This window comes from Acidovorax sp. LjRoot194, assembly GCF_964253015.1.
Lineage (GTDB): Bacteria > Pseudomonadota > Gammaproteobacteria > Burkholderiales > Burkholderiaceae_C > Acidovorax.
The window spans coordinates 2,896,222-2,922,381 of the sequence record NZ_CAXUQB020000001.1; the positions used below are offsets into that span (position 1 = coordinate 2,896,222).

Annotated in this window: 41 protein-coding genes; 10 read left to right on the forward strand and 31 right to left on the reverse strand. The window is 65.0% G+C overall.

The window, feature by feature from the left end; genetic code table 11:
• Positions 1–95 precede the first annotated feature (95 nt).
• Positions 96–3,083 carry a TIGR03032 family protein gene (locus ACSQ3N_RS12950; RefSeq protein ID WP_436146442.1) on the reverse strand — a complete coding sequence of 996 codons (2,988 nt, stop codon included), beginning with the start codon at positions 3,081–3,083 and terminating at the stop codon, positions 96–98.
• An 85-nt stretch (positions 3,084–3,168) separates the two neighbouring features.
• Between ACSQ3N_RS12950 and ACSQ3N_RS12955 the strand changes: the two genes are divergently transcribed.
• Both ACSQ3N_RS12955 and ACSQ3N_RS12960 read left to right on the forward strand, forming a co-directional pair.
• Positions 3,169–4,716, forward strand: coding sequence for an IPTL-CTERM sorting domain-containing protein (locus ACSQ3N_RS12955; RefSeq protein WP_436146443.1), 1,548 nt, complete (start codon positions 3,169–3,171; stop codon positions 4,714–4,716).
• Positions 4,717–4,940: 224 nt separating this feature from the next.
• Positions 4,941–5,495: a nucleotidyltransferase family protein gene (locus ACSQ3N_RS12960; RefSeq protein ID WP_056166226.1), complete on the forward strand. Its 555-nt coding sequence runs from the start codon at positions 4,941–4,943 to the stop codon at positions 5,493–5,495.
• Positions 5,496–5,629: 134 nt separating this feature from the next.
• Here ACSQ3N_RS12960 and ACSQ3N_RS12965 read toward each other — a convergent pair whose 3' ends face one another.
• Complete coding sequence (locus ACSQ3N_RS12965; protein ID WP_056166223.1) at positions 5,630–6,157, reverse strand: superoxide dismutase family protein; 528 nt, start codon at positions 6,155–6,157, stop codon at positions 5,630–5,632.
• Between the two features lie 125 nt (positions 6,158–6,282).
• Positions 6,283–6,876 (reverse strand): gamma-glutamylcyclotransferase, encoded by a 594-nt coding sequence (locus ACSQ3N_RS12970; protein WP_056166218.1) that lies wholly within the window; start codon positions 6,874–6,876, stop codon positions 6,283–6,285.
• 129 nt (positions 6,877–7,005) lie between these two features.
• Between ACSQ3N_RS12970 and ACSQ3N_RS12975 the strand changes: the two genes are divergently transcribed.
• Entirely contained in the window at positions 7,006–7,557 is a 552-nt protein-coding gene (locus ACSQ3N_RS12975; protein ID WP_056166216.1) for an OmpA family protein, read from the forward strand.
• A gap of 151 nt (positions 7,558–7,708) precedes the next feature.
• On the opposite strand, the gene gloA is transcribed toward ACSQ3N_RS12975, so the two are convergent.
• Together gloA and ACSQ3N_RS12985 are read right to left on the reverse strand one after the other, a co-directional pair.
• A complete protein-coding gene (gene gloA, locus ACSQ3N_RS12980) occupies positions 7,709–8,122 on the reverse strand; it encodes a lactoylglutathione lyase (RefSeq protein WP_056166212.1) in 414 nt (137 codons plus the stop codon).
• Positions 8,119–8,670 (reverse strand): PaaI family thioesterase, encoded by a 552-nt coding sequence (locus tag ACSQ3N_RS12985; protein ID WP_082516846.1) that lies wholly within the window; start codon positions 8,668–8,670, stop codon positions 8,119–8,121. Before ACSQ3N_RS12985 ends, gloA begins: the two co-directional genes overlap by 4 nt.
• 82 nt (positions 8,671–8,752) lie before the next feature.
• Between ACSQ3N_RS12985 and ACSQ3N_RS12990 the strand changes: the two genes are divergently transcribed.
• From ACSQ3N_RS12990 to ACSQ3N_RS13005, 4 genes are read left to right on the forward strand one after another with little or no spacing between them, the layout of a single operon-like run.
• Positions 8,753–9,235, forward strand: a complete 483-nt coding sequence (locus tag ACSQ3N_RS12990; RefSeq protein ID WP_056166208.1) for a MarR family winged helix-turn-helix transcriptional regulator — start codon at positions 8,753–8,755, stop codon at positions 9,233–9,235.
• Positions 9,225–10,505, forward strand: a complete 1,281-nt coding sequence (locus ACSQ3N_RS12995; RefSeq protein ID WP_436146444.1) for an MFS transporter — start codon at positions 9,225–9,227, stop codon at positions 10,503–10,505. Before ACSQ3N_RS12990 ends, ACSQ3N_RS12995 begins: the two co-directional genes overlap by 11 nt.
• 55 nt (positions 10,506–10,560) lie before the next feature.
• On the forward strand, positions 10,561–11,079 hold the full coding sequence (locus ACSQ3N_RS13000; protein WP_436146445.1) for a MaoC family dehydratase: 519 nt from the start codon (positions 10,561–10,563) through the stop codon (positions 11,077–11,079).
• Positions 11,076–12,509, forward strand: coding sequence for an MATE family efflux transporter (locus tag ACSQ3N_RS13005; protein WP_436146446.1), 1,434 nt, complete (start codon positions 11,076–11,078; stop codon positions 12,507–12,509). Before ACSQ3N_RS13000 ends, ACSQ3N_RS13005 begins: the two co-directional genes overlap by 4 nt.
• 136 nt (positions 12,510–12,645) lie before the next feature.
• Here ACSQ3N_RS13005 and ACSQ3N_RS13010 read toward each other — a convergent pair whose 3' ends face one another.
• Complete coding sequence (locus ACSQ3N_RS13010; protein ID WP_056166198.1) at positions 12,646–13,449, reverse strand: SDR family NAD(P)-dependent oxidoreductase; 804 nt, start codon at positions 13,447–13,449, stop codon at positions 12,646–12,648.
• 232 nt (positions 13,450–13,681) lie between these two features.
• Here ACSQ3N_RS13010 and ACSQ3N_RS13015 point away from each other — a divergent pair, with 232 nt between their 5' ends.
• On the forward strand, positions 13,682–14,044 hold the full coding sequence (locus ACSQ3N_RS13015; RefSeq protein WP_436146447.1) for a hypothetical protein: 363 nt from the start codon (positions 13,682–13,684) through the stop codon (positions 14,042–14,044).
• Between the two features lie 77 nt (positions 14,045–14,121).
• Here the strand turns inward: ACSQ3N_RS13015 and ACSQ3N_RS13020 are convergent, their stop codons facing one another.
• The 25 genes from ACSQ3N_RS13020 to ACSQ3N_RS13140 form a co-directional block, all read right to left on the reverse strand.
• The gene (locus tag ACSQ3N_RS13020; RefSeq protein ID WP_436146448.1) at positions 14,122–14,280 is read right to left on the reverse strand and encodes a hypothetical protein; all 159 of its coding nucleotides are present in this window, start codon (positions 14,278–14,280) and stop codon (positions 14,122–14,124) included.
• Positions 14,277–14,417 (reverse strand): hypothetical protein, encoded by a 141-nt coding sequence (locus ACSQ3N_RS13025; protein WP_436146449.1) that lies wholly within the window; start codon positions 14,415–14,417, stop codon positions 14,277–14,279. The genes ACSQ3N_RS13020 and ACSQ3N_RS13025 overlap by 4 nt, the downstream gene beginning before the upstream one ends.
• A complete protein-coding gene (locus ACSQ3N_RS13030; protein WP_436146450.1) occupies positions 14,414–14,842 on the reverse strand; it encodes a DUF1353 domain-containing protein in 429 nt (142 codons plus the stop codon). Before ACSQ3N_RS13030 ends, ACSQ3N_RS13025 begins: the two co-directional genes overlap by 4 nt.
• Positions 14,839–14,985, reverse strand: coding sequence for a hypothetical protein (locus ACSQ3N_RS13035; RefSeq protein WP_436146451.1), 147 nt, complete (start codon positions 14,983–14,985; stop codon positions 14,839–14,841). Before ACSQ3N_RS13035 ends, ACSQ3N_RS13030 begins: the two co-directional genes overlap by 4 nt.
• Positions 14,986–14,989: 4 nt before the next feature.
• Positions 14,990–15,400, reverse strand: a complete 411-nt coding sequence (locus ACSQ3N_RS13040) for a hypothetical protein (protein WP_436146452.1) — start codon at positions 15,398–15,400, stop codon at positions 14,990–14,992.
• Positions 15,397–15,816: a hypothetical protein gene (locus ACSQ3N_RS13045; RefSeq protein WP_436146453.1), complete on the reverse strand. Its 420-nt coding sequence runs from the start codon at positions 15,814–15,816 to the stop codon at positions 15,397–15,399. The genes ACSQ3N_RS13040 and ACSQ3N_RS13045 overlap by 4 nt, the downstream gene beginning before the upstream one ends.
• Complete coding sequence (locus ACSQ3N_RS13050; protein ID WP_436146454.1) at positions 15,816–16,217, reverse strand: hypothetical protein; 402 nt, start codon at positions 16,215–16,217, stop codon at positions 15,816–15,818. The genes ACSQ3N_RS13045 and ACSQ3N_RS13050 overlap by 1 nt, the downstream gene beginning before the upstream one ends.
• A 2-nt stretch (positions 16,218–16,219) precedes the next feature.
• Complete coding sequence (locus tag ACSQ3N_RS13055; protein ID WP_436146455.1) at positions 16,220–16,906, reverse strand: glycoside hydrolase family 24 protein; 687 nt, start codon at positions 16,904–16,906, stop codon at positions 16,220–16,222.
• Positions 16,903–17,241, reverse strand: coding sequence for a hypothetical protein (locus ACSQ3N_RS13060; RefSeq protein WP_436146456.1), 339 nt, complete (start codon positions 17,239–17,241; stop codon positions 16,903–16,905). The genes ACSQ3N_RS13055 and ACSQ3N_RS13060 overlap by 4 nt, the downstream gene beginning before the upstream one ends.
• 2 nt (positions 17,242–17,243) lie before the next feature.
• Positions 17,244–17,825: a hypothetical protein gene (locus tag ACSQ3N_RS13065; protein ID WP_436146457.1), complete on the reverse strand. Its 582-nt coding sequence runs from the start codon at positions 17,823–17,825 to the stop codon at positions 17,244–17,246.
• Positions 17,822–18,298 (reverse strand): hypothetical protein, encoded by a 477-nt coding sequence (locus ACSQ3N_RS13070; RefSeq protein WP_436146458.1) that lies wholly within the window; start codon positions 18,296–18,298, stop codon positions 17,822–17,824. Before ACSQ3N_RS13070 ends, ACSQ3N_RS13065 begins: the two co-directional genes overlap by 4 nt.
• Positions 18,299–18,341: 43 nt before the next feature.
• A complete protein-coding gene (locus tag ACSQ3N_RS13075) occupies positions 18,342–18,680 on the reverse strand; it encodes a hypothetical protein (protein ID WP_436146459.1) in 339 nt (112 codons plus the stop codon).
• Positions 18,681–18,730: 50 nt separating this feature from the next.
• Entirely contained in the window at positions 18,731–18,991 is a 261-nt protein-coding gene (locus tag ACSQ3N_RS13080; RefSeq protein ID WP_436146460.1) for a hypothetical protein, read from the reverse strand.
• Between the two features lie 3 nt (positions 18,992–18,994).
• On the reverse strand, positions 18,995–19,285 hold the full coding sequence (locus ACSQ3N_RS13085; RefSeq protein WP_436146461.1) for a hypothetical protein: 291 nt from the start codon (positions 19,283–19,285) through the stop codon (positions 18,995–18,997).
• A 9-nt stretch (positions 19,286–19,294) separates the two neighbouring features.
• Positions 19,295–20,134: a major capsid protein P2 gene (locus ACSQ3N_RS13090; RefSeq protein ID WP_436146462.1), complete on the reverse strand. Its 840-nt coding sequence runs from the start codon at positions 20,132–20,134 to the stop codon at positions 19,295–19,297.
• Between the two features lie 14 nt (positions 20,135–20,148).
• On the reverse strand, positions 20,149–20,310 hold the full coding sequence (locus ACSQ3N_RS13095) for a hypothetical protein (RefSeq protein ID WP_436146463.1): 162 nt from the start codon (positions 20,308–20,310) through the stop codon (positions 20,149–20,151).
• 94 nt (positions 20,311–20,404) lie between these two features.
• Positions 20,405–21,064, reverse strand: coding sequence for an AAA family ATPase (locus tag ACSQ3N_RS13100; RefSeq protein WP_436146464.1), 660 nt, complete (start codon positions 21,062–21,064; stop codon positions 20,405–20,407).
• Positions 21,061–21,516 carry a hypothetical protein gene (locus ACSQ3N_RS13105; protein WP_436146465.1) on the reverse strand — a complete coding sequence of 152 codons (456 nt, stop codon included), beginning with the start codon at positions 21,514–21,516 and terminating at the stop codon, positions 21,061–21,063. Before ACSQ3N_RS13105 ends, ACSQ3N_RS13100 begins: the two co-directional genes overlap by 4 nt.
• Positions 21,513–21,821 carry a hypothetical protein gene (locus tag ACSQ3N_RS13110; RefSeq protein ID WP_436146466.1) on the reverse strand — a complete coding sequence of 103 codons (309 nt, stop codon included), beginning with the start codon at positions 21,819–21,821 and terminating at the stop codon, positions 21,513–21,515. Before ACSQ3N_RS13110 ends, ACSQ3N_RS13105 begins: the two co-directional genes overlap by 4 nt.
• 3 nt (positions 21,822–21,824) lie before the next feature.
• Complete coding sequence (locus ACSQ3N_RS13115) at positions 21,825–22,001, reverse strand: hypothetical protein (protein WP_436146467.1); 177 nt, start codon at positions 21,999–22,001, stop codon at positions 21,825–21,827.
• Positions 22,002–22,004: 3 nt separating this feature from the next.
• Positions 22,005–23,954 carry a replication endonuclease gene (locus ACSQ3N_RS13120; protein WP_436146468.1) on the reverse strand — a complete coding sequence of 650 codons (1,950 nt, stop codon included), beginning with the start codon at positions 23,952–23,954 and terminating at the stop codon, positions 22,005–22,007.
• A complete protein-coding gene (locus tag ACSQ3N_RS13125) occupies positions 23,951–24,151 on the reverse strand; it encodes a hypothetical protein (RefSeq protein ID WP_436146469.1) in 201 nt (66 codons plus the stop codon). The genes ACSQ3N_RS13120 and ACSQ3N_RS13125 overlap by 4 nt, the downstream gene beginning before the upstream one ends.
• Complete coding sequence (locus tag ACSQ3N_RS13130; RefSeq protein WP_436146470.1) at positions 24,148–24,345, reverse strand: hypothetical protein; 198 nt, start codon at positions 24,343–24,345, stop codon at positions 24,148–24,150. Before ACSQ3N_RS13130 ends, ACSQ3N_RS13125 begins: the two co-directional genes overlap by 4 nt.
• Positions 24,342–24,593: a hypothetical protein gene (locus ACSQ3N_RS13135; protein WP_436146471.1), complete on the reverse strand. Its 252-nt coding sequence runs from the start codon at positions 24,591–24,593 to the stop codon at positions 24,342–24,344. Before ACSQ3N_RS13135 ends, ACSQ3N_RS13130 begins: the two co-directional genes overlap by 4 nt.
• Positions 24,590–24,784, reverse strand: coding sequence for a hypothetical protein (locus ACSQ3N_RS13140; RefSeq protein ID WP_436146472.1), 195 nt, complete (start codon positions 24,782–24,784; stop codon positions 24,590–24,592). Before ACSQ3N_RS13140 ends, ACSQ3N_RS13135 begins: the two co-directional genes overlap by 4 nt.
• A gap of 48 nt (positions 24,785–24,832) precedes the next feature.
• Between ACSQ3N_RS13140 and ACSQ3N_RS13145 the strand changes: the two genes are divergently transcribed.
• Together ACSQ3N_RS13145 and ACSQ3N_RS13150 are read left to right on the forward strand one after the other, a co-directional pair.
• Positions 24,833–25,075: a hypothetical protein gene (locus tag ACSQ3N_RS13145; RefSeq protein ID WP_436146473.1), complete on the forward strand. Its 243-nt coding sequence runs from the start codon at positions 24,833–24,835 to the stop codon at positions 25,073–25,075.
• 348 nt (positions 25,076–25,423) lie between these two features.
• Positions 25,424–25,831, forward strand: a complete 408-nt coding sequence (locus ACSQ3N_RS13150) for a hypothetical protein (RefSeq protein WP_436146474.1) — start codon at positions 25,424–25,426, stop codon at positions 25,829–25,831.
• The last annotated feature ends 329 nt before the right edge of the window (positions 25,832–26,160 follow it).

The following is a 26,160-nucleotide window of genomic DNA, read 5'->3' on the forward strand; positions in this document are numbered from 1 at the left end:
CCCTTTGTCCAAGGTGCGCACGCTGGACAGACGGAGGGACACACCGCCGCCCCCGCGGCTGGATTCAGCCGCCTGCCCCGTGCGCGTTCGCCATCTCAGTCCCTCGCCACATCCTTCATGGCCTCGTCCGACAGGACGAACGAGCCGCCAATGACATCGGCATCGGGCTCCAGCACCTCGGGGTAGCGCAGGTCGGGCAGTATCTGGATGTCGAAGATCTCCTGCACGATGCCCTCGAAACGGATAAAGCCCACCCTATTGCCGGTGTTCAGGTCAATGACCCAAACGCCACAGCTACGCTCTTCAGGCTTGAGGCGCTGGCTCAAGGCAATGCCGTCGAACACGCTCTCGCGCACCTGCGACAGTCCCACGAAGGCCAACGAACCATGCATGGCCAGGCCGCGGGTAAAGCCGGGCATGTGGGCGACGGTTTGTGTTTTTCCGGTGGCCGGATCGAACGTGATGAGCGTGCCTTTGGCGCTCTCGAGCAACCACCATTGGCCGTTGTGCCAGCGCGGGGAGTGCGGCATGCCAAGGCTTTGGGTGACGATTTCGTTGCTGGCGATGTCCATGACGATGCCGCCTTGGGCTTTGTGGTGCCGCCAGCCTTCAGGGGTGTTGGTGCTGCCCAGGGCCGTGACCAAGGTGGGGGTGCCGTCGCGCATCCCCAGGCCATTGAGGTGGCATCGGTCTTCGGCCGCCAGCGCGGTGACAAACGATGGTCGCCAGCGCGGCACAAAGCTGTGGTCGCGGTCGAGCGTGCACAGCGCCGAAAACCGGGTGTTGACCACCCATAGTTCACCACCCGCATCAAAAGCCAGCTCATGCACTCTGATGTCGCCAGTGACGTGCATGTTGCGCGGTATGAAGCAGCCGTCGTGCTTGTTGGGGTGCAGACGGGAGGCGACGTCGGGCATGTTTCGGTAGTCCCAGACGGCTTGCAGCGTGCCGATGGCCAAGCGGTTGCCGTCGTAGGCCATGCCCATGGGACTGGGAAAGTAGGTCAGGTGGGTGTTGAGCTTCGGGCCATCTGCACGCAGGGTGATGAGGCGGCCGCTTTGGTAGGTGGTCACCAGCAGCGATGCGCCCAACTCATTGAGCAGTTGCGGCAAGGATGTGGTGTGAACGCTGCGAAAGTCCTGGTGGTCGTGCGGCTGGGCGGGGGCGGCGCTGGGGGTGGGCGTTGGCATGGGGTGGACGGTGGCCGGGTGGGGGCCGGCGGCAGGCATGGGAGCGGGAGCGACGGGCGCCACCGGAGTAGGGGGGCGGCGCAGGGGCTCGTGGGCAAACAGTGCCCGGGCGCGCTCGGCAGTGGCCGAGACCAGGTGCATCAGAGGCTCGATTTCGGCGGCGTTGGCTCGCCATTTGTCGGGGTTGGCTGGCGTGAGGGTATGCCGCGAAGGCGGCAGCGGTGCGGTCAAGTTGCGATCCCACGGCAAGCCAACGAACTGGCTGAGCCTGCGCACTTCTTGCTCCGGGTGAGCCACCAGTTGGTCGTAGCTGGCCACGCACCAGCTGTCGGGTGGCAGCGTCTGCAGGTCATCCAGCACGGTGCGGGTAATGGACTCCCATTGGCGCACGGCAACCTCTGCCGTGGACATGCCAGTCATGTCACGCCATCCTTGTACCAAAGCCAGCGACCAAGGTGTGCCGCGCCAGCCAGGCAAGTCGTAGGTGACAAAGTGCCCGGAGCGCCAGGCATCCAGCATGCTGCTGATGGTGGCGCGTTCATCGCGGTACAGGTAAATGAACATGGCATCCGGAAACATGGCGCGCAAAAAAGGAATGCGCAGGCTGTTTTTCGGGGTTTTTTCCAGAAACCGAAAGCTATCCCGGTCCGCCGTGGGCCGCCCTTCGCGGTCATGGGTAGCGGTGGCAAATCGGGATGCAAGCTCCTGCATCACCTCGGGGGTGGCATCTGCGCTGCCCAGTTGGTTGGAGTGCCATTGGTGGGCGGCGGGATGCAGCGCCTCGATGCCCTCGATCAGTGCATGGCTCTCACCGCCGATGGAGAACACGTCCTTCGCCTGGCTCAGCGTCTCAAACAGCAGCGACGACCCTGAGCGCGGAGAAGAAACGATGAAAACGGGCCGGTCGAATCGCGTCTGGGCGCCGCGCACCGACGGCACCACCCGCTCGGCCAGATCGGTGTTGAGGGCGGGTGCCAATAATATCTGCTGCACCGCGAACGCGCCGTCCACCCCGTTGGAAAGCGTCACGCTGCTGCGCAGTCGGCCCATCCTGTCGCCGGTACTTTCCAGCAGATCGGCATAGGCGCGCCAACCCGAAGGGGCTGACTGGTGCCGGTCCCAGAGCTGCCGCCATTGGTCGAAAAAACCGGCCACTTCGGCACGCAGGGCTTCGCCCGAATTGGTGCTGGGCAGCACGGCCTGGATGTTTGCAAACAGCGTTTGCTGCTCTGCAGGCGACATCACCACAGGAAAATTGTCCACCTCATGCCAAATTTTCGGCCGGGCGCCGGGCTCGAAGGCCACCGTGCGGACCGGGCCCATGGCTGGCGCTTGCGGATCCGTGGGGCGGCCGCCTTGCGCGAGCAGTGCCGACAGTGCCGCCGAACCCGTGGTGTCGATCACCAGGTGGATGCGCTGCAAGTGGGTGGGATTGATGACGTTGTGCTCGCGCCAGGTATCGAACACCCAGGCTTGACCGGCTGCCATGTGCAGCGCTTGGCCGCCGCAGATAAATTGCACCGCAGGATCGGTCACGATGGGCACATGCACGCGCATGTGCTGCTGCCAGTAGTAATTGACATCCACATGCAAGCTGGCTTCGGCCCGGCCATCAATGCGCATCAGGCGGGTGCGGCCGATGGGGGCTTGCAGTACCGACATCACTTGTTGCAGGTACGGGCAATCGTGCAGTTGCGGCGTGGGTTGCATCACCCCTTTGACACCGTTGTTCAGGGGGTCGCCCCCCACCGCCATCAGCGGCAAGGCCGCATTGCCGGCATGCCCTTCGGGGTGTGGCTGCCACGCTACTTCGGGCAGGGCGCGAATCTCGCTGGCCAAACGGGCCGCATCGAAGGCCAGGGGGAGTCGGATGAATTCTGTGTTCAGGCGCATAAGGGTCAGGCACCGGTTACTTTCGTGCCCATTGTTCGTAGAATCTGGCCAACAGCAAAGTTAGCATCACTAAGGGATGAGGGATATGGCGGTATACCTGACACAGGGTGGTGCATGGGATCGTAAGTCCGATGCAAAACGGACAGGAAAAAGCGCGGTACTGGCTGCGGGCGCGGCGCTCGCAGCCATGGGCGGGCACGCATCGGCAGCGGTCATCGAAGTGGATTCTCTGGCTGACGATGTCACGGCAGGCGACAACTTGTGCACGCTGCGCGAGGCGGTGAACAATGCCAACACCAACAGCGACACCACCGGGGGAGATTGCGTTGCAGGCGCGGGCACCGACACCATTGACCTGTCTGCGTTGACCGGCACCATCACATTGGGTGGTACCCATCTGCGTCTTACCGATTCGGTCACGGTGCAAGGACCCACGACAGGGACACTGAGCATCAATGGCAATAGCACTTCCCGCATTTTTTATGTCAGAAGTGCCGGTGTAAACGTCACCATCAGCCGTCTGACGCTGACGGCGGGTAGAAATAGCAGTGGCGCTGCTATTCGTTTTGAGCAATCGGGAAGCTTGACGATCGACCAGTCCGTCATCACGGGCAATGTGTCGACCAGCAAAGGTGGCGCGCTGTTTTTCAGATCCAATGCAGGTGGGGTCAACATCAGCAACACCAGGGTCAGCAATAACACCGCAACTTCTGGTGGCGCGGGATTGTTTTTGTATAACGTAGCTGGCTCCAGCAGCATCACCAGTTCCACGATTTCAGGAAATTCCGGCGGATCTCGGGGCGGCGGCATCTTTTTGTATAAAATTAATGCGCCATTGACGATCAGTGATACTACGATTTCAGGTAATAGCAACGCCAATGGTCGTGGTGGTGGCGTGTTCTTTTATAAATCGTCCGCACTTGGAACACTGACCGTTGATCGTTCGACGATCAGTGGTAACACTGCAGGCCAAGGGGGCGGCTTCTTTTTTTACAGAACCAACTCCACGTTGCGTCTGGAAAATACCACCATATCGGGTAACGCCGCCAATGCGGGAAAGGGTGGCGGCATTTATTTGAAGGGTTCTTTTGGCGGTAGCCAGTTGACCGACATACGTTCCTCCACGCTGGCATCCAACACGGCGAGCACATCGGGGGGTAATCTCGACGGAGGGAACAGCGCCAACACCATCAACATCACGAATTCCATATTTGCTGGTGGCACCGCGCCGACGGGCCCCGATATCAACACGGGAAACGCCACCATCAATATGAACTACTCGCTGCTGCAAAGCACATCGGCCGCTGTGGTGGTGGGTGGCAATAATATCGGTAACGTGGACCCCCAATTAGGATCGCTGGCCAACAATGGTGGCGCCACGCTCACACGCTTGATTGCCAGTACGAGCCCGGCACGCAATGCAGGCTCAAACACGTTCGTGACCGTGGCTTCAACCGACCAGCGAGGATTGACGCGCATCGTGGGCGGCACCATCGATATGGGTGCGGTGGAGATTCAACCCTTTGTACCAACCGATACTGCCAGCAAGATTCCTACTTTATCGCAATGGGCTTTGGTGCTGCTGGCGACCTTGCTGGCGTGGTTGGGCATCCGCCGTTATCCAAAGGTGTAAAAGGCCACTCGGGCGCATTGGCGGGCGGCGCTTACGGTGGCGTGCCTTGGGGACAGTTGAGGCAATCGAGCAGGCCATTGGGGCCGAAGCCTGAATTGACCAAGCGTGCGTAGATCACTGGCGCTCGCAAGCGATGGGCCATTCATTGCTGCGTTGCTTCGCATTTTCTGCCGTACGGGAAACTGGCGAGAACATCTTTTTCGATCCCACAGGCAATTGCGTCCATGCGACACCACCTTCCCACGGTCCTGATCCTCGCCTCCGGCCGGGGCGAACGGTTTACCGCATCGGGCGGCGCGGTACACAAGCTGCGCGCGCCCTTGGGCAGCACTACCGTGCTGGAGCACACCCTGGCTGCCGTGCGGGCCAGTGGTTTGCCTTGGCATGTGGAGGACGAGGGCCACCCCGGCATGGGCGATTCGATTGCAGCGGCGGTGCGCGCGACGGCAACGGCGCCGGGTTGGCTGGTACTGCCCGGAGATTTGCCGCTGGTGCTCCCCGAAACGCTAAGTTCCATCGCCGCCGTCTTGGCGGACTGCGCCGTGGCGGTGCCGGTGCACCAGGGCAACCGCGGCCACCCCGTGGGTTTTGCCGCCGAATGCCTGTCTGGACTGCTGGCCCTGGCGGGAGAGCAGGGCGCTGCCAGCGTGGTGCTCCATCAGGCGCAGCAAGAAAGAGTGCGTTGGCTGGAAGTGGAAGACGTAGGCACGGTGACGGACATCGACACCGTGCAGGATCTGGCGCGCGCCGAAGGCCTGCTGGCGGCGCGCCGGACCTGAGGGCTCCCCAAAAAGCAAACCCGCCGGCCGATGCATTGGGGCGGGTTATGGCCAGCGCAACGGCGGGCAAAAGCTTTGCAGGCAGGCAGGCGGGCGGATCGGTGCGGCTCCAGCGCCCTGCCTGCGTGCGACCGTTACTTGGCCGCGATCACGGCACAGGCCAAGCGGGGGCCGGCGTTGCCCGTGGGCTGGGTCTTGTAGTCGTCGGGGTCGCGGTGCACGATCAGGCCCTTGCCCACGATGTCGTTGGCGGTGCTGCCCACGCGGATGGTGCGCGACTCGAAGCTGAAGGTGGCCACGCCGTTGGCGTCGGCATTGAGGCTGGGCAGGTCGCCCGTGTGGTGCTCGCCCGCGCCGTGGTGGCCGTGGGGCTTGCCGCCAGGGTTGAAGTGGCCGCCGGCGCTCATGCCGTCGCCGCTGGAGCAGTCGCCTTTTTCATGGATGTGAAAGCCGTGCTCGGCACCCGCCTTGAGGCCACGGATTTCGCCGGACACCTTCACCACATCGCCGGCTTGCACGAACTTCACCGTACCGGTGGTGGTGCTGCCGCGCGTGGGCTCCAGCGTGGCGCTGGCCGTGGGGCCGGAGGAATAACCGGCGCAGCCCATCAGGGCGGCAGCGGCGATGAGGGACAGAACTCCGGCTGAACGAACATTTTTCATGGGTCAGGCTCCTTGGCTGAGGGGTGAGAGACCGCCGCATTGTGCACCCGCCGCGCCGCGCCGCGCCGCGCCGCAGGACACGGCGCCGTCCGCACATGCTGCCGAGGCACCCGATGCCAAAGCGTCTAAGCCTCTTTGCGGGCCAGTGCAATCAACTTGGCCAAGGCGCGGTCATGGATACCGTGCCTGCGCAGCTCGTCGTACGTGGCCTGGGCGTAGTCCCGCGTGGTGCCAAAACGCCCGCAGGCCTGCTCGAAGATGCGGCAGTACTCTTCGTCAGGCAGCTCGCCCGTGTGGTTGGGGCTTTTGCGCGACAGGGTGAAGGCCAGCGCCTGCACGGTGCCCTGCGGTGTGCGGCAGGGCAGCCAGCGCGGGTCGTACACGGCGGTGACCATCTCGCGCTGCCACAGGTTGATGAGCACCTGCCGCGCCTGCGCCTTGTCCACCCGGAACACCATGCCCCGGCAGCTGCCGCCGGACAGCATGCCGAACACCAGCCCTGGGCACTCGGGCGTGCCGCGGTTGATGCGGCTCCACATCTTGAGCGCCCGGTGCCAGCCGTGCACGGTGGCCGGGCGGCGCTCGGTGAAATCGAAGTCGGGCCGCCAGATCAGCGAGCCATAGCCGAACACCCACAGGTCGGTGTCGCCGCCCCACTCATCCAGTGCACGCTCCAGCATGGGAGCCGGGTCGCGAAGGGGCGCGGGAAGATTCGTCATGGGAGCACTTTACAATTGAAGGCTTTGGTGCGGCATGCCAGGGTCTTGTACCCGCCACAGACAGTGCAGCGGCATGGGCACACCGGACCTTTTTCAACATCAATCAACATCACGACTGCGGGAGTTTTCATGTCCAGTTCCGACGACGATAGCCAAGAACGTTTTGCTTTGGGTTTCCTGTTTGCGCTCATCGCGCTGGTGATCTCTGCCGTGGTCGGCACCGTGGTGGTCAAGCGCGTGGGCGCTGCCGGTGCCGCCAAGCCGGTGGCGGTGGCAGCAGCAACCTCGGCTGCACCTGCCGCACCCGCTGTTGCAAGCAACGCGCCAGCGGCCCTGGTCGCTGACGATGCGGCCAGCGTGCGGGTGGACAACGGCGTGGTGAAGTTCTACTTTGCCAGCGCCAAGGCCGACCTGGCTGTCGGCGCCAACGAAGCGCTGGCCGACGTGGTCAAGGGCGTGGCCGAGGGCAAGAAGGCCGTCGTGTCGGGCTTTCACGACGCCACGGGCGACGCCGCGCTGAACGCCGAACTGGCCAAGCAACGCGCCTTTGCGGTGCGTGATGCCCTCAAGGGCCTGGGCGTGGCCGACGACAAGATCGAGCTGAAGAAGCCCGAAGAAACCACGGCCAGCGGCAACAACGCCGAAGCCCGCCGCGTGGAAGTGGCCCTGAGCGCGCAGTAATTCAGCGGCGGTCCACCGCCGACCCAATGAAAAGCCCGGCAATGCCGGGCTTTTTTACGGGCGCTCAATGGGCCACTGAATTGAATAAAAACTGGCTCTACCGCCTGTCTGGCAAGCGCTGCCAGCTATTAGTTCAATAGCAACCGCCAATTCATCGCAGACCACCGCCTGCCGAACCCTCGGCCCTTTGTATCAATTCAATTTTGTACCCGTCCGGGTCCGTGACGAAGGCGATGACCGTGGTGCCGCCCTTCACGGGGCCCGCTTCGCGCGTCACGTTGCCGCTGGCTGCCTTGATCTTCTCGCAGGCCGCATAAGCGTCTGGCACGCCCAGGGCAATGTGGCCGTAGGCCGTGCCCAGGTCGTAGCTCTCGGTGCCCCAGTTGTAGGTCAGCTCGATCTCGGCCTGGCCGGGGTTGCCGCCGTCAAAGCCCAGAAAGGCCAGCGAGTATTTGTACTCGGGGTTTTCGGACTGGCGCAGCAGTTGCATGCCCAGCACCTGGGTGTAGAAGTCAATCGAGCGTTGAAGGTTGCCAACGCGCAGCATCGTGTGGAGGAATCTCATGCCTTCGATTGTGCCGGCAGATCAAAGACCAAGCAGGTGGTGGTGGCGTGGGCGTACAGCGTGCCGTCCGGGCCCACCAGGCGGGCTTCGGCCGTGGCCAGTTGGCGGCCGCAGTGGATCACCCGGCCTTCGGCGCGCACGCGCTGCACTTTGGGCGTGAGGGCCTTGACCAGGTTCACGCCCAGCTCGGCGGTGGTGTAGCCGCGGCCGGGCAGCATGCGGGTGTGCACGGCGCAGCCCAGGGCCGAGTCCAGCAGGGTGGCAAACCAGCCGCCGTGCACGGTGCCCATGGGGTTCAGGTGGGCCGGCCCCGGCGTGCCCTGGAAGACGGCCAGCCCTTCGTCCACCTCCATCAACTGGAAGTCCAGCGTGCGGGCGATGGGCGGGTAGGGCAGCTCTCCGCGCAGCATGGCCTGCATCATCTGCAAACCCGTCAAGCCCGCCACCTGGTCGGGGCGCGAGACGCCCGGTCCCACGCCGGCCTCCAGCCGGGCGGCGATGTCGCGTTCCTGGGCGAGCCATTGTTCAAGCTGGTTGTTCTGCGTCATAGGTACGGTGCCTTGGATGGGAGTGGGGTGAAAGCCAAACGAATAACTTGCATATGCAATTATTGCAGATACAATTTATAGCATGCAAGCTGAAATCACTCCACCCGAAGCTGTCGCCGGTGCGCTCCCCCAGGGCTGCACTAACTTCAAACTGCGCCAGCTGATGCGGCGGGTGGCGCAGCACTACGACACCGAGATGGCGCGGTGCGGCCTCAAGACCACGCAGTATTCGCTGCTGTCGCATGTGCTCAAGCTGGGGCCGATTCGCCCGGGGGATCTGGCCGCGGCGATGAAGATGGACGCCTCGACGCTAACCCGCAACCTGCGCCCGCTGGTCGATGTCGGCTGGGTCACGCTCGAAGCTGGGGCCGATGCACGCAGCCGGCTGGTGCACATCACCGATGCCGGCCGCGACAAGCGTGCCGAGGCCCAGCGCCACTGGAAGGCCGCGCAACTGGCGCTCAACGACACCCTGGGGGCAGGGCGGGTGAACGCGCTGCACGCCTTGGTCGACGATTCCCTGGCCCTGCTGGCCAGTGCCCAGGAGCCCGGCGATGACCAATGACACCCGTAACACCGCCCCCGCAGGGTCCGCACGCGCTGCTGCGCCCGCGCTGCCCTTGTCCCTGTGGCTGGTGCTGCTGGCCGCAGCGGGCGCCTTTGCACTGACCATGGGCACGCGCCAGACGATGGGCCTGTTCCTGTCGGCGCTCAACACCTCCACCGCGCTGGGGATTGGCAGCATCAGCCTGGCGTTTGCGTTCGGCCAACTGTGGTGGGGGCTGACCCAGCCCTTTGCGGGTGCGGTGGCCGACCGCGTCGGTACCGGCCGCGTGATCCTGCTGGGCGTGGCACTGGTGGCGCTGGGCACTTTCATCACGCCCTACATGACCACAACCGCCGGCCTTATCTTCGCCATTGGCGTGCTGGCCGCGGGCGGGGCAGGGATGGCGGGGCCGTCGGTGCTGATGGCCGCCACATCGCGCCTGGTGCCGGCCCACAAGCGTGGCCTGGCCACCGGCATCGTGAACGCGGGCGGCTCGTTCGGCCAGTTCGTCATGGCGCCGATTGCCATCACCCTGACGGCCGCGGTGGGCTGGGCCAGCGCCATGCAGTGGCTGGGTGTGCTGGTGCTGCTGGCGCTGCCAGCGGTGTGGGTACTCAAGGGCAATTCCAACGCGCTCGCGGCACAGGCCGCTGCCGCGTCGGGCCAAAAGGCCCTGACCGCCCGCCAGGCCGTAGCCCAGGCGCTGGCCACCCCGAGCTACCGCTACCTGGCCATCGGGTTCTTGGTGTGCGGCTTTCACGTGGCTTTCCTGGCCACGCACCTCCCCGGGGTGATTGCGGCGTGCGGATTGCCGCCGCAAGTGGGCGGCTGGGCCTTGGCCGTGATCGGCCTCTTCAACATCGTGGGCAGCCTGGCCATGGGCTGGGCCGTGGGGCGCTGGCGCATGAAGTCGCTGCTGTCGCTGCTGTACGCCGTGCGCGGCCTGGCGGTGCTGGTGTTTCTGTTCGCGCCCAAGACAACGCCGGTGGTCCTGATTTTTGCGGCGGTGATGGGCGTGACCTTCCTCTCCACCGTGCCGCCCACGGCGGGCCTGGTCGCCAAGATGTTCGGCACCGCCAACATGGCGATGCTGTTTGGCGTGGTGATGCTGTCGCACCAGATCGGCGGTTTTTTGGGCGCGTACCTGGGCGGCAGCGTGTTCCAGGCCACCGGCAGCTACGACTGGGTCTGGTACATCGACATCGCCCTGGCTGCAGGTGCCGCGCTGGTGAACCTGCCCATCCGCGAGGCCCCGCTGGCGCGCAGCCCTGCAGCTGCTGCGGCCTGAGCCAAGCCGAGCCAAGCCACTTCATCCGTTGATCCTTAGCTGAAAGCAAACTGCCATGACAACCACCCTGGCGGCAGCCGCCGCATTGCCCGACCCAGCCCCACCCCAACCGCTTTACCTGGACGACCTGGCCGTGGGCGACCGCTTCACCAGCGGTGAACACGCCATGGACGAGGCGCAGATCAAGGCGTTTGCGGCCCAGTTCGACCCACAGCCTTTTCACCTGGACGAGGCCGCGGGCCGCGCCACGCTGTTCGGCGGCCTGGCCGCCAGCGGCTGGCACACAGCGGCCATCACCATGCGCTTGCAGGTGACCACGGGCCTGCCGATTGCCGGCGGCATCATCGGCGCCGGGGCAGAAATCAGCTGGCCGCGACCCACCCGCGCCACTGACGTGCTGCACGTGGTGAGCGAGGTGCTGGAGATCCAGCCGTCCCGATCCAAGCCCGACCGCGGCATGGTCACCGTGCGCAGCGAAACCCGCAACCAGCAGGGCGATGTGCTCCAGCTGTCCACCGTGCGCATCGTGGTGCCGCGCAGGCAGGTGGCAGTGACCCCGGGGGCGGCTTCATGAGCAGCGCAGCCACGGCGCCAGCCGCGCCCGCGCCGCTCGACGTACGCACCCGCATGCTGCTGGAGGCGCCCATTGCGCCCACCTTGCTGCGCCTGGCCATGCCCAATGTGCTGGTGATGCTGGCGCAGGCGGGTGTGGGTCTGATCGAAACCTATTTCGTGGGTCAACTGGGCACCGATGCGCTGGCGGGCATGGCGCTGGTATTCCCGGTGGTCATGCTGATGCAGATGACGTCGGCAGGCGCCATGGGCGGGGGCATTGCGTCGGCCATTGCGCGAGCGCTGGGGGCGCGCCGGCGTGACGATGCCGATGCGCTGGTGCTGCACGCGCTGGCCATTGCGGCGGTGTTTGCGCTGGTGTTCACCGTGGCGGTGGTGGGAGGAGGGCGCTGGCTGTACACCCGCATGGGCGGCACCGGCGGCGCGCTGGAGGCGGCCCTGATCTACTCCAACTGGGTTTTTGCGGGGGCGTTTCTGGTCTGGCTGTTCAACACGCTCTCGGCCGTGATCCGCGGCACCGGCAACATGGCGGTGCCTGCCTACGTCACCGTGCTGGGTGCGTTCGTGCTGGTGCCGCTGTCGCCGCTGCTCATCTTTGGCTGGGGCCCGGTGCCGGGCCTGGGCATTGCGGGCGGCGCCATCGCGCTGATGGCGTATTACGCCGTGGGCAGCGCTGTGCTGGCGGCGTACTTGTGGTCGCCGCGCAGTCTGCTGCGGCCGTCGTTGGCGCAGATCCGGTTTCGTTGGGTGCTGTTCAAGGACATCTTGCGGGTGGGCCTGGTGGGTACGGTATCTACCGTGGCCACCAACCTGGCGATCGGCGTGACGACGGCGCTGGTGGGCGGTTTCGGCACCGCAGCCATCGCGGGCTATGGCACCGCGTCGCGGCTCGAGTATTTGCTGGTGCCGCTGGTGTTCGGCCTGGGCGCACCGCTGGTGGCCATGGTCGGCACCTGCATCGGCGCGGGCCAGCGCGAGCGGGCCCTGCGCGCCACCTGGATCGGCGCTGCCATCGCGTTTGCCATGGCCGAGGCCATCGGACTGTGGGCCGCCGCCTTCCCGGGCACGTGGTTGCGGCTATTCAACAGTGACCCGGCCATGCTGGAGGCCGGTGCGCTGTACCTGCGCACGGTGGGCCCGGTGTACGGATTCTTCGGGCTGGGCCTGGTGCTGTACTTTGCCTCGCAAGGGGCAGGGCGCCTGTTGTGGCCGGTCATCGGCAACATCGCCCGGCTGGTAGTGGCGGTCACGGGTGGCTGGCTGGCCTTGCGCTGGGGCGGCGGGTTGACCGCCGTGTTCGCCGCGCAGGGCGTGGCGCTGGTGCTCTATGGGCTGATCAATGCCTGGGCCATTGCAGGCGGCGCCTGGTTCGGCCGGGTGGGTTGGCCGCGCAGCATGGCGGGCCTGCTCAGCCGCGTGCCGCAGGCCTGAGTCGATTTGAACAGGGCTGCGCAGGGTTGTGCAGGGGCGGGGTTGTGCTGAATTGGCTAAAAACAGGCCCTACCGCGCACTAGGCTTGCGCTAGCAGCTATTGATTTGATAGCTGCTGGCGTTGCGGCTCGTAGCGTTAAACCGGAACGGTGTAGTTGAGCGTCATCCGCCCGCCATCCACCGTCACGATCTCACCCGTGACATAGCTCGCCGCGTCACTGGCCAGCCACGCCACCACATCGGCAATTTCCGACGGCTCGCCCAGCCGCTTCATGGGCGTGCGGCTCAGGATCTTGTTCTTGGCGTCATCGCTGGTCAGCACGGCCTTGGCAGCCAGCTCGGTAGCGATGGTGCCAGGCGCGACGGCGTTCACGCGGATGTTCTTGTCCGCCAGTGCCAGGGCCATGACCCGGGTCAGCTGGTTCACGCCGCCCTTGCTCACGTTGTAGCTGGAAATGCTGGGAATGGTCAGCACGCCGTTCACCGAGCTCATGTTGACGATGGACCCGCCGCCGGATGCCACCATGGCCCGCGCCACGGCTTGGCCCACCAGGAAGGAGCCCTTGAGGTTGACGCGCAGCACAGCGTCGAAATCCGCCTCGGTCACATCGAGAAAGTCCGCAGCCCTGAAGATGCCGGCGTTGTTCACCAGCACGTCGATGCGCCCGTGGGCGGCCAGCACCTGTGCCACCAGGGCGTCCACCTGGGATTTTTCGCCCACATCGCAGTGCACGTACAGCACACCCAGTTCCTGCGCCAGCGCCGCGCCACGAACATCGTCCACATCCACAATGACCGGCTTGGCGCCTTCGGCCGCGAACCGCCGCACGCAAGCCTCGCCAATGCCTTGCGCGCCGCCCGTGACGATGCAGACACGGCCCTGGTGGCCGAAGTGAATTTTGGATGGGTGTGCAGGAGCGGGCTGGGAAGTTATGGTCATGGCTTGATGGTAGCGGTGATGGCACGAGTCCAGACAGTTGGCGGTGAAGTCAGATGCATCATGTTTTACTTTATACGATGTATATTATGTTAAATGGTAAGCGTCGCCGTGTACGCTCTGCAATTGATAGCGCCATGCGCGCACTGTGCGGCGGCTCCAGCACAAACAGCCTGGTTTTCGCCTGACTTTTCCCTGCATTGGATTGTTACCGCGCGGTAACGATGGCATTCACATGTTTCGAACCCCCCGCGCGTCCGGACTTCCGCCACTGCAGTTCATGCTGGACGATCTACCGGCCACACGCGCCCAGATCGCAAAGCACCTGAACATATCGCCCGTGACCCTGGCGCGCTACGTGGCCGCCGAGGGCGCACCACGCGCCGTGATGATTGCGCTGTTCTGGGAAACCCAGTGGGGCCGCGCCACGGCCGACTGCGAGGCGGTCAACTGGGCGGCCCACGCCCACCGGGAAAACGCCTGGCTCAAACGTGAAAATGCCGCCCTGAGGCGGCAAATTGAATCCCTTGAAGAACTGATAGCCCAGGGCGTCGACACCGCTGCCAACGCCCCGATATACGCTATCGGCGCTTCTTGAACTGGCCCTTCTTGGGGCCGGACTTGTGGCGAGGGGGCATGCGACGTCGTGCCATGGCTGGATCTCCTATCGGTGTTTCAGGTGTGGGCGCCTGGTTCCCCCCAAGCCTCCCGGATGTACGAGCGCACGGAGGGGAATTGGCGCATCAAGAAGGCGGCCAGCAACGCGCCGCCCAGCAAGATCAGGGTTTCGCGGCCCAGTTCGGCCGGCGTGGGGATGATGGCTTTGATGTTCACTGTTTCACTCCCAGGCGATCCAGCATCAGCTCCATCTGGGTTTCGATCCGAGTGATCCGAGATTCGGTGCGCAGGATGTGCGCGGCCATCGGCAGCATCAGCAAGTTGAGCCACGGCAGGGCGTCGGCAATAGTCATGGGAGCAGTCCCTCCTGTTGTATTTGGATTGCCACGGCGGGCGGTTGTTCCGGGCCTGCAGCGGCCCACGAGCTGGCACCCCCTGCCCTTACCCCCAGCCACATCAAATAGGCCCGCCACGCGCTCACGCCGCAGGCCTGTGCGGCCTCACGAAAGATCGCGTCAGCGGTCGCCCGGTCCACCTGGTGCGTGGTGTACAGCCAGTCATGCAGTACGGCGGCCGCGTGGGCCAGTCCACCGGCAAGGAAGAACGCCACCGGCAATCTGGGCACGCTGGCCAGGTCGGTCACGAACCCCTCAGGCACCTCAAACCGCCCGAAGCGTTCAGACCAGTACGCCAGGACCGCCAGCAACAGCCAAGTACCCCGGCCGTCACGGCTTGTGTCGTCAACACGCTCCAGGCGCAGCGGCGTGAGGAACTTCACTTCTTGCTCGCGTCTTGGTGCACGACCTGGCTGCGCGTCACGGCGTCGGCGTTGTAGCTGGCCGTGGCGGTCCACGAGACATGCAGGCCGCCGCAGCCCACGAGGGCGGCAGCGGCAACGATGGCGATCAGGGGGTTTTTCATGGGGTCACCTGTAGATGGACATGGCGCCCACGGGGGCGATGTAGGCGCTGGGGTTGTTGTAGCGGGGGCCGTTAGGCCCTTGCGGGGTCACGTCCCAGCCGGGGGGCACGTAGAAGGCATGGTTGGTGCCCGTGTTTTCTGGGCGCGGCTCCGGATTGATCACGTCGTACAGCCAGGAGCCGATGCTGTTGGAGCCGTCCGGCCAGAATGCGCCGTTGGCGGTCTGATAGATCACGTTTTCGTTGTTCGTCGGGCTGAGCGCCCAGGCGCCATCCTTCACAGCGCCCCAGGCCTGCCCTGCAGCATCGCCAGCGACGCCGGACACCTTGCGCACCGCCCACACCGCCACGGCCACCCCCGCCAGGAGCATCACGCCCTTGACGATCAGGTCACCGGAGACAGGGGCGACTTTCACAGGAACGCGCCCACGATCTGGGCGTCCGTGCGCCCGCCGCGCTGCTCAGGGGTGAGGTGCGCGAACGCGTAGCCGTCAGCCACGGGCTTGCCGTTGGACTGCAGCCAGCCCGAGCCTCCCCAGGACACGGTGCCGTCAACGATGGGTTGCATGGTCCAAGGCGTGGTGGCCGCGATGGGCGCAGCCGCTGGCTTCGGTGGCGGCGGCGCTGCGCTGATGGCGCTGGCGTCGGCCACGGCGGGTTTGTTGGGCGCGTTGACCACGATGGGCTGCGATGCCCACGCGCTGCCGCCGCCCAGGGCGCCGACGAGCGACGACGACCCGGCCAGCGTGGCCTGATCACCCGACTTGCGCAGGTACAGCAGCAGGCCGATACCGGCCACCGCCGCAACGCCCATGAGCAGCTTGCGGTCCATCAGGCCATCCCGTAATTCTGGTCGAAGTAGTCGAACGCCGAGGTGTTCACCGGGTTCACCGGGATGCCATCAGCACCCCCCGCCACGTAGGCGCTGGGGTTGTTGTAGCGCGGGCCGTCCGGACCCTGCGGCGTCACGTCCCACTGGGTTTGTGAACGACCGTCGTACGTGCCCAGCAGGGGCACCGAGCCCGAGCCGCCGCCGAAGCCCTTGAAGAGCTGGGAGAGCGCATTGGCCCCGGCGCCGATCAGGGAGACCTTTTCTTGCGTGGTGGTGGTGGGCGGGCGGCCCATGTAGGCCGGTTGCGCAATCGCGCGGCGCGTCATCAGGTAATAGGCGCCGATGCCGAGCACCAGCAGCAGCGCGAGGTTATTGGGTCCGGGGGAGGATGCAGTGCTCATGTTCAGGCCTCAGTGGTGGTACCGCCCGCGCCAGCGTACGCCTGCAGCAGTGCGGTGAGTTTTCGTTCGGGTTGGTTGTAGCCAGCGCCTGGCAGGCTGGCCCACACCTTGGCAACTTTGCCGATGGCGCGCACCGTGCGCCCGGCCTGCACGTCGCCCAGGGCGCCGCGCTCGCGGATCAGCTCCACAGCCGCCGCGTCCTGACTGGCCGGGCCGAAGTCCGGCAGGTTCAACTTGCCCTGCAGCCCGTCCCAGGTGCGAGCCAGGATCTGGTACCGGCCGGCCGCACTGCTGCTGGTGGTGCGAAACGGCACATAGATGCGCGGATGGTCCGCGAAGCCTTCGAACTGGCCGCCCGCGAACAGGGTGTTGTAGCCGCCGCCCGGGTAGCCCGCGGTGCCTTCGGCGTAGGCGATCATGTCCAGAAAGGCGCGCACGTTAGCGGCGGCCACGTCGGGCGCAACGTTGGACGGTGCATATGTGCTGGGCGACAGGTTCACGATCACATCCTCAAAAAACGTTGTGGTCTGGTCGGGCTCGCTCGCCCCCCATTCGGGCACGAGGTCGGCCCATCCATCGGGCAACGTGCCGCCCCATTCCGGCGCGCCCTGCCCCGCCTGGCGCCGCGCCAGATCGACGGCCACCAGCACCACGACCGCGCCCGCCAGCAGGTACAGCGCGCGGGTCATTCATAGAACTCCCAGACGCCGCCCATGTCAGTCAGCAGGGTGCCGGACGCATTGAAAACCGCCGAGTACACCGCCGCAACAGCGGCCGTTGACGCGGTTCCGAGCTTTCCAACAGGCGCATCCGAACCCGCAGAACTGCTTGGCGAAAACCGCACCATGTAGCCCGTGCCGGACATTGCGGAGGTGAACGTGACCGTGTAGCTGCCCGTGGCGCTGCGCGCCGTGCTGGTGACGTTGAAGCCAGCAACGAACGCGCCCGCCGAGGTCATCCGAACCCACGCCTTGAGCACCGCGCCAGGGATGCCGGTACCGCCCGAGCCTTGAGAAACTGGCATGGTCAGCCTTCCACCGTGGTCACGTTGGCGTTGCTGGCGATATCGCCGATCGCGCGGATTTCTTGCGTGGTGCAGATGCCGCCCGGCAGCTCATACGACCCGCCCGGGATGACGCGAATGCCATTGGCCGCCGTGACCGCGCCCGCGCCAAAACCGATGTACAGATTGCCCGCTGTGTCCTTGTTTTGGATCAGCAGGTACTTGCGGTTTGCATTGGCCGCCAGGAGCTGTGCGCTGGTGCTGGTGACGGTCTTTTGCAGGTTGGCGAAGGCGGCAGACAGCGGCACGTTGTTGGTGCCGACGTTGATCGTCCCGCCCAGGCCGTCGATAAATTTCTTGTCGCCGATGAATACTCGAATCGGGTTGCTCGCGCCCGACACGTCGGTGAAGTTCAGGTAGCTGAAATTACTCTCTTCCAGGCCCTGGCCGCCGATCAGGCCGCGCAGCTCGCCCCAGTCGGCTTGCACGTTCACGGCGCCGGTCGCCGTCATGAGCTTGAAGTAGTCACCGGCCACGAGCAGGCGGTAGGCGCCGTTTGCCGGCACCGTGATGTCATAAAACTGTGTGGGCTTGAGTGCGTTCATTTTTTCACCGCCGCGAAGGCAACGACGGCCATGGCAAGCACGGCGCCAATCAGAATTTTGTCGGTGAGCGCGCCCCGGCCCTTGGCGTCGGCGTAGGCATCTTTCACCATGGACCCGGTGTACTCAGCCGAGTTGAACGCCTTGTTCATCGCCGAAGTTGCCAGCCCGAGCGCACCGCCCAGGGCGTCGCCCGCGAAGTTGTAGGAGTTTTGCTGGGCGGTCTTGTTCGTGGACTCGGCAAAGGCCAGCGCATCGGATTGCGCATTGGCCGCCAGCTTCATGGCACCGCTGCCGAAGCCCAGCGCCTCATTCACGACGTCGCTTGTCAGGTCCAGCGCCCGGCCGCCGAAGTCGTACACCTGGCCCGATTGCTTGCCCGCAAAGTCGAACATGCGGTTGATCACCTCGCCGTCCAGCGCGTTCACCGTCACCGACGATCCACCCTCAGCGGAAATCCCGCCCTGGCCGATCACGCGCCGGTTGTCTTGCTGCCAGACCTGCTGGGCCGTGCTGCTCCTACTGCTGGACATAGAGCCCTTTCGTCATCACCACGCCGGTTTGAATCCAGCCATGGCGGGCGCACTGTCGCGCCACGTGTTCTTGTTTCGTGCACATCGCCACCTGACCCGCGCCGAGCTGCGCGGCGATGCCGCACGCCGCCTGGTCGATAGCGCCGGACCGCATGCGGTCCCCCAGGCTGACGAGCCCGACCACATCGAGCCGCAGACCGAGCGCCAAAGGCACAGGCCGCACGGCCATCAGGGCATGCGCCCCGCCCTCTCGCAGTTCGTACAGCAGGGCGCCGCCGAGCACGTCGCCCGGGCCTTCCAGCGGCCCCCATGGGCTCGCGTCCACGGAAGGTAGCAAGGCCTCGACGTGGGAGCGATCCCAGGGCCAGACGGGGGTTACTTGCGCAGGAGATACCACGCTGCCGCCCCCGCTGCTACCAGCCACCAGTTGATCCCGCCCGAGGCGGCCTGCAGCGCAGTGCCCGAGCCCGCGATGTTCACGGACCAATCGCCGTTGCCACTGGCCGACGTCTGGGCGCCGCGCTGGTCCATGCCCGAGCTGGCCGAGCTGGAGAGCTGCAGCGGCGGCAGGCCGATGCCCGCACCCATGCCGATGCCACCACCGCCAGGGAATGGAAGCGAGAAATTGAGCGCCACGGGTTACCCCTTGGCGAGCAGCACCGCAGCCGCGCCGATGCCCAGCATGATCACCATGGGGGAGATCACGAGGCCACCGCTGGGAGTGGTGGCGATGGGCCGCCCCTCCTGGCTGTAGCTGTACGGCCCGACGACTTGGTACCCGGCGTATGCACTGGGCACGCCGTAGGCGTAGGCATCCTGGCCCGCATTGGACTGGTCAGCGCCGAGCAATGCCCCGGTCAGCGCCCCCACGAACATGCGCATGGGCCGCAGGGCGTCCTGTTGCGCTGTCACGCTGTAGGCGTCACTCATGGGCGCCCCTTAGTAAGCGTTCAGCGGCAGCAGTTCTTCGGTTTCGATGGTGATGGTTTCACCAGCCGAGAACGTGCCGTAGAGCTGCGCCGAGCGCACGCCGCTGATGGGGCGGGTGTCCCAGGTGCGGCCGGTGAGCTGACCATCCTGCACAGGGTCGAAGATCACCAGATTGGCCTGAGGCACGCGGAAGTTGTCCTTTTGGGCGGCCTCGTTTTGCAGCTTGGTTAGCTCGTGCTCCGTGACGCCCTCGCGCACCGTCTTCAGGGCCGTCATGTTGGCGCTGAAAAAGGCGATGCGGCGGTAATTGGAGCCACCGCCCGCGGGGTCCAGGTGGGGCACAGGCAGTGCATAGGTGCCAGCGGCGCCCACGACGTACGTCGCACGGTGGCAGCGCGTCATCAGGGCACGAATACCGGCTTCTGCAGGGTCTGCCGATGGTGGCGAGACGTCGGCGAAGCCCACCAGCGTTGGCGACGTGGCGCCCGCAATGGTGACTTCCAGGCGGGCCGAGCTGATGCCCGAGCCTACCGACAGGTCCAGCGCGCCCGCCTGGCGTGCGTTGACCGTGATGGCCTTGCGGTCCATCAGATCGAGTTTCAGCACGGTCACGTCGGCGGTACCGCCCAGGTACAGGTTTTTCGCGTCCAGCTTGGAGCCGTCCGTTTCGTAGACCACCTTGGCATTGAGCTTGAGCTCAATCTTGGTGATCATGGACTTGGTGAAGGTACCGCCGAGCGTGAACGTCAGTTTTTCGAGCACGGTGCCGAGCAGCTTGTTCAGGTCGCAGATTGCAACGCCGCTGTTGGCGACGTTTTGGAACGGATCAAGGACGATTTGCTTATTCATGGCAAGTCCTCAGATCACAGCGCGTCGCTGATGTAGGGCACGTTCTTGCCCACGATCACACCGGCCACGCCCAGGGCCATCGCCTTGGCGGCGGGGTGACCCACGAACTTGTAAACGGCGAAGCAACCGCCCAGCGCGATTGCAATTTTGGTGAGCTGGGAGCTGGTCAGGTTCATGTCGGCCTCAGGTGTCCGGTGGTTGAAAAATCAATAGCACCGATGACACCGCCGACGCGGCAAAACGCGAAACGCACCGCCTAAGGCACGAGGCCTAAGGCGTGGTTTTGGTGGCGGTTTTTTTGTTGCCGAAGGACAACACGCCGCGTTGAATTTCGATCATGTCGGCCCGCTTTTCTCGCCAATGCAGGTCCGGCAGGTCCATGAACTCGCGCTGATTCAGGCCCCACGAGCGGGCCATGGCCTGCGCGTCTGAGGCGTTGCCCAGGCGGCCCACGTGCACCACGTCGGCATTGGCGATAAACGACTTGTCGCACTCCGCTGGGCGCTGCCCGGCGCCGATGATTGCCACGCGCTTGACCTTGCCGCCGTGCTGATACTCGCGGCCCACGTTGACGAGCTGGCGCCATGCCTGCGGGGCCTTGTTCGCCTTGGTGACTTCGGGCAGCTCATCAACAAACACCAGCACGTCGCCCGCCACCCACGCCGCCTTACAGAACAGGTCGAACTGGGCGTGAATGTCGCCCGCATGGTCCACCAGATACCGCAGGGAAAAGCGCTTCTCGCGGCAGGCCTCAATGAAGCCCGGCAGGCTGGTGTGCGGCTCGCCCATGCCCACCAGCGACGGGTCGTGCTTGAAGTCCCACACCATCAGCCGGGGCGGGTTCAACCTGGCAATGAGTTGCTTCACCCAGGCGGTTTTTCCGGTGCCACGGGCGCCGAAGGCCGCATAGGTGAGGGCCTTGCCCTTCATGCTGGCTGGGGCGCTGGTGGCGCCGCGTCCACGGTGCGCGCGGCATCGCGCTGGGCCTTGGCGTCCAGCTCCATCACGACGGCCTGCACCAGCTCTCGGGCAATGCCAATGGTGCCCATCAGGGCCGTGATTTCCTCGACGTAGTCGCCCAGGGCACTGGCGAGGTTCCACCCGCGCTTGTCGGCCACGCGGCCCCACAGCTCGCCCAGCTGCTCTATCTTGGCATCGGTCAGCACGGCGGCCGGGCTGCGCAGGTCGAACAGCACGCACGCCGTGTCGCGGCAGAGCTGCAGCGTGCCCGCGATGATCGCGCCGTTGGTCTGCTGTGGCGGCACCTGCTCAGGCCCTGCCCCGCCCTGCTCTGACTGGCTAGCCTGCGTGTCGTCGTGGAGCTGCTGGGCGGCCATCGCAAGGGCGCCCAGGTCATCGGGCTTTGCGTTTTTGTCGGTCATAGGTTTTCCAGGGAGAAAGGGTTGTTGGCGCGCGGCGCGCTGGGGCCCTTGGCGAGCGCGTTTGCTTTCGCTGGCGATATCGGCTCAGGCGGCCCCGGTTCGGGCTCTGGCTCCGGCGCCGCATCGTCATCCAGGCGCGTTTGCGCCATCAGGTCGCGGTGGGCCTTGGTGCCCAGCGGCGCCCAGCGCTCAGTGCCGCACTTGTGGCACTTGCTCTGCAATTTGCCCCCGCCCGTTCGGTTCACCGTGGCATCGGTGCACGTGCAGGCGGGGTTGCAGCATGGGGTTTCACCGATGCGCGGCATGGCTTACAGCGCCTTCAGGTCGGCCACGGCCACCACGAGCACGACGCCGTCGCTGTCGAACTTCACAGCGACTTCATCCGTGATGGATGGATTGACGGCGTGGACCACGCCAGCTTGACCCTTGCGGGGGTGTTCCTCACCGATGACTTGCACGGCGGTCCAGACGGAAAAACGGTTCATCTCTCACTCCTTTTGAATTGCCGGGGACCCGCCCGGCGCGGTTTCGTGCCACCCGAACCGCCGCAACTTCTGCTGGCGGCGCCGGACCGGCGCAAACATCGACGGGGGCGGCGCGTTCCAGTCGCGCGGCCCCGTACAGTTATTGACATGAATCCGAGTGCTCGCCGCTTCGCGGCTGCGCTTGAAAACCCCGGCCGCGATGGCCTGCGCTGCGCCCTTGTGGACGCCCCCCATGAGCCACTGCGCGCGCTCTGACTCCACCTCCAGAACCTGCAGCCGCTCCATGGGTGCTGCGTGCTTCAGGTGGGCCATGTGGGCCGGGACAAACAACTCCACGCCCGCCGACCACACGCCAACCGTGCGATCTGGTGAGGCTTCGCCGTAGCGGGTTTTGGCGGCGTTCTTTTCCTTGATCAGCTTGATCCGGAGGGCCTTGCGACAGGTGCCCACGCCGCCCTGCGCGCCGTTGTATTTGGCCCAGGCATTGGCCTGCAGCGTGCCGTCCAGCAGCTCCAACTGCTCGCCCTGCTCCGGCTGCGGATTCATGGCCTCAATGGCCCCGCGCAGCGCTGCCGGGGCGTGGTCCGGCACGTTCTCAGGATGGACCCGGCGCAGCTCTCGCCACACCCCCACCGGGGCACCGCCGATCTGCTGGAACTGGCGGATTCCCCACTGCTGGGACCACGCTTTGACGCGGCGCGACGACTCGATAGCGGGCTTGCCTTCAAGGTCCACGCCCACGCCGTTGCCGTCGATATTTTTGGACACGTACTTGATGACGTAGCCCACGGCCGAGCCCCTGGCCCAGTCGATTTTTTCGAAGTCCACGCGGTAATCCACGGCGCCACGTTCTTCGGGTGAGTCGTTCTCCAGAAAGCACAGCAGGAACAGGTCTTGCAGCTTGCATTCCAGCGCTGGCGGGAAGAACAGCAGCAGGTGCCAGTGGGGCGTGCCGTCGTGCTGCGGCTCAGCGATCCGGAAGCCGTACCACTGCTTTGAAATCTCGCCGCGCTTGAGCGCCCGGCCCCGCGTGCGGCAAAGTTTCCACTGCTCAGAGAGGTATTCCTGCCCGTCGCGCGGTGTCAGGTGCGCATAGCGCGGGTTATCCACCACCCTGTCGCCGCGCGTGGTGGCCTTGTGGAACCGGCTTGGACACGTGACCGTGACCATGTACGCGATGTGCCCGCAATCCTTGGCGATCAGCTCAAATCCGGCGATGCGCGTCAACAGCTCATGGCGCCTGATTTCCTGATTCGCCACGCCCTTTGCGGCCAGCTCTGCCAGGGTGTACGCCTGGCCCATGTCGTTCACGGCCACCACCGACTGCAGCGCCGCCACGTTGCCCGCGCTGCGCGCTGCGCTGCGCTTCACCTGGTCATCGGAGCAGTACAGCCCGGCCGTGCGCCGGACCATGCCGATATCAATCTCTACCGCGCCGATGGTGCGCGCATGCAGCTTGCGGTAGACCTTGCGCCAGAACCTGGGGCAGGCCATGCGGGCCAGGGCGCCCCCGCGCTCCGATGGCTTGCGCCAGCGCCACACGTCCAGCATGCCTCGCCGGTCCAGCAGGTTTTTGCAGAAGCCCGCCAGCATCAGGGGCACGGCTCGCAGGCCGAACCTGTCACGCAGCCAGGAGAAGCTGGGGCCGACGCGTAGCAGGCGCTCCAGCATGCGCAGGCGCCGCCTGAAGTCGCGCGCTGTCACGTCGGCCTGCTGGCAGATATCCGAGTCCGATGCGTCCGGCCGGATGCCGCCGCGCTCTGAGTCGGTCAGCTTGGAGACCGCCTCAGCCCAACGGCCTAAGGCGGCCGCCGTGGACTTGGGGCCGAGGCGCTCCCTTAGGCGGGCTTTCCACGATGACGGGAACCGGTCTACCAGGGTGTTCAGGCGGATGCTTTCCCAGGTGAGGTACAGCGAGCCGACGTAGTTGCGGGAGTGGCGGCCGGCTGTCATTCCCAGACCCCGTACACGTGATAGCCATGATCCTCAGCCATCTGCAGCGCGTACCGCATGCCCACAGCAAAGCCCGATCCCCACGACACCGCAGGCCACCAGATGAAACCATCGTCGTAGGAGCATATCGAGGCAAACCGCGATCCAGGATTGAGCAACTGGTAGCGGCACAGCGCCATCAATTCATCGTCGCTCATGGCCCCACCCGCACCAGCGCGCCGAAGTCATCCACGACGGCGCAGTAGTTGCGCGCAGCAGTGAGCCATTGCGGCGTGCCCCACTGGCCCCACTCTGCCACCAGCCAGCACCCAGGCTGCATTGCAGACCGCGAGCGGAACCAGCCAGCGAAAGAACTGCAGCCGTGGCAGCTCAGGAACGGGTTGCCGGTCATGCGAACTCGTCGTCAGGCACATAGCGCACTGAGCGGCGCTCGCTGCGCACGATGCCGTGCTCACGGTGGCGCTGCAGCGACGATGCCGCGATTGCCAGGGCGGTTTCGTGGCCGAGGTTCCGGCTGTCCACTTCGGTCTGGGCACTCTCGCGGGTGGCGTGCTCGCTGACCGAGGCCCAGCCCAGGTGCGAGTGGTGGTAGGCCACGGCGTAGCCCGTGGGGATGGCGACGAGCAGGTACTTTTTCATGGCTTGTTACCTGCGGCCCAGCGCACTTGCGTGGCTGCAAACATCAGGGCTTCGGCCAGCTCGTCGGCTAACTGGGGCGTCAGCGCTTCGCTGAACACGAACGGCCCTTTCGCAACGGTCACGCGGACCTCATCCCCCACGTTCTCAACCGCGAGCGTGACGCCGGTGCACTTGATCACTGTTTTTGACATGGCTCAGGCCCTCGCCGCTACAGTGGCAGCTTTCACAGGAGAACCGACATGCGCATCCCCAAACCCGGCGAGATCCTCGCCAACGCGGCCGGTCAGAAGTGGGTTGTCGAGGCCGTGCGAACGGCCGACGATTTCGCGGACGACCTTGACGAAGACGAGGCGCTGAGCCCTGGCTATTTCCAGATCGATCTTGTTGAAGGAACAGACCCCGACGATATCGACGCCGTCGGGCTGGAACACGATGACACCAGCTTCGCGCAATTCCTCAAAGAGAACAGCATCACTCTCTGAGAACAGCAGCGGCCTGCGGTAAGAACTCCAGACGGTTCGCCCGGTCCCTGCGGACGCCAGCCAAAGGCGGCTGCGCCCCTCATCCATTGCCAATTTCAACATCGTCGATTCCCATCCGTCGGTCCCCGCATTGACGCCCCCAAGGGGGCCAGCGGTGGATGGGGGAACCGACGAAAGTGACCACCCGAGCCGCTGACGGTGTGGACTTTAGTTCAACCCCCTACATCCGTTCAACAGGGTTTATCTATTGCGCGGAATAGTTCAATAGCCATGGACTACGAACAAATTGACGTTCATGGAGCATGTACTACCATTCCGCCTTAGGAACACCGCCTTAGGAGCCGACGAATGAAAGCAGCAGATTGGATCGACCGCGTACGCGCGCAGAAGGAATGGAGCAGCGACTACCGTGTCGCTAAGGAGCTGGGCTTCAGGGCCAGCACCATCAGCCAGTACCGCAGCCACGGTGGCACTTTGGACGAGAGCATCGCCCTCAAGATTGCCGCCGCACTGGACGAGCAACCCGAAATCATTTTGTTGGACCAGGCCATCGAGCGGTCCAAAAACGATGAGGCAAAAAGCGCCCTATCGCGCGCCCTCAAGCGCCTTGGAGGCGTTGCCGCTTGTGCGCTAGTTGCTACTACTTTGGTAGCACCTCAGCCAGCACAGGCAAGCGGTAGCACTGAATCTCTGTATATTATGTTAAATGACGTGAACACATTGGCATCCTGTACGGCATCGACAACGAGTACCTAAGCAAACTTGTACGCTAAAAGCACAGGAAAGTTGTACGTTAAAGCGGTATCTAGGACGTACCCTCAGATAAGCCAGCGGCGTCGGGAGACGGCCGACAGAAATTGGGCCGGAAACTTGAACCTCTTTCGTGTCGCACGCGGACTCGGCGTGGGAGCCCAATCTTGTCGCGATCTTTTGGGACACGGGAACAGAGATCGCTCCTCAACGCTAGATGCCGGAGAAGTCGCATCCACGTTTAGCCCATCGTGTAATCTCGGCAGAATGACGGCTCCGCCAGATAACTTCTCGACCGATAAAAGTCGCTCATCGGCTTGCTACGCGTCCGCAGC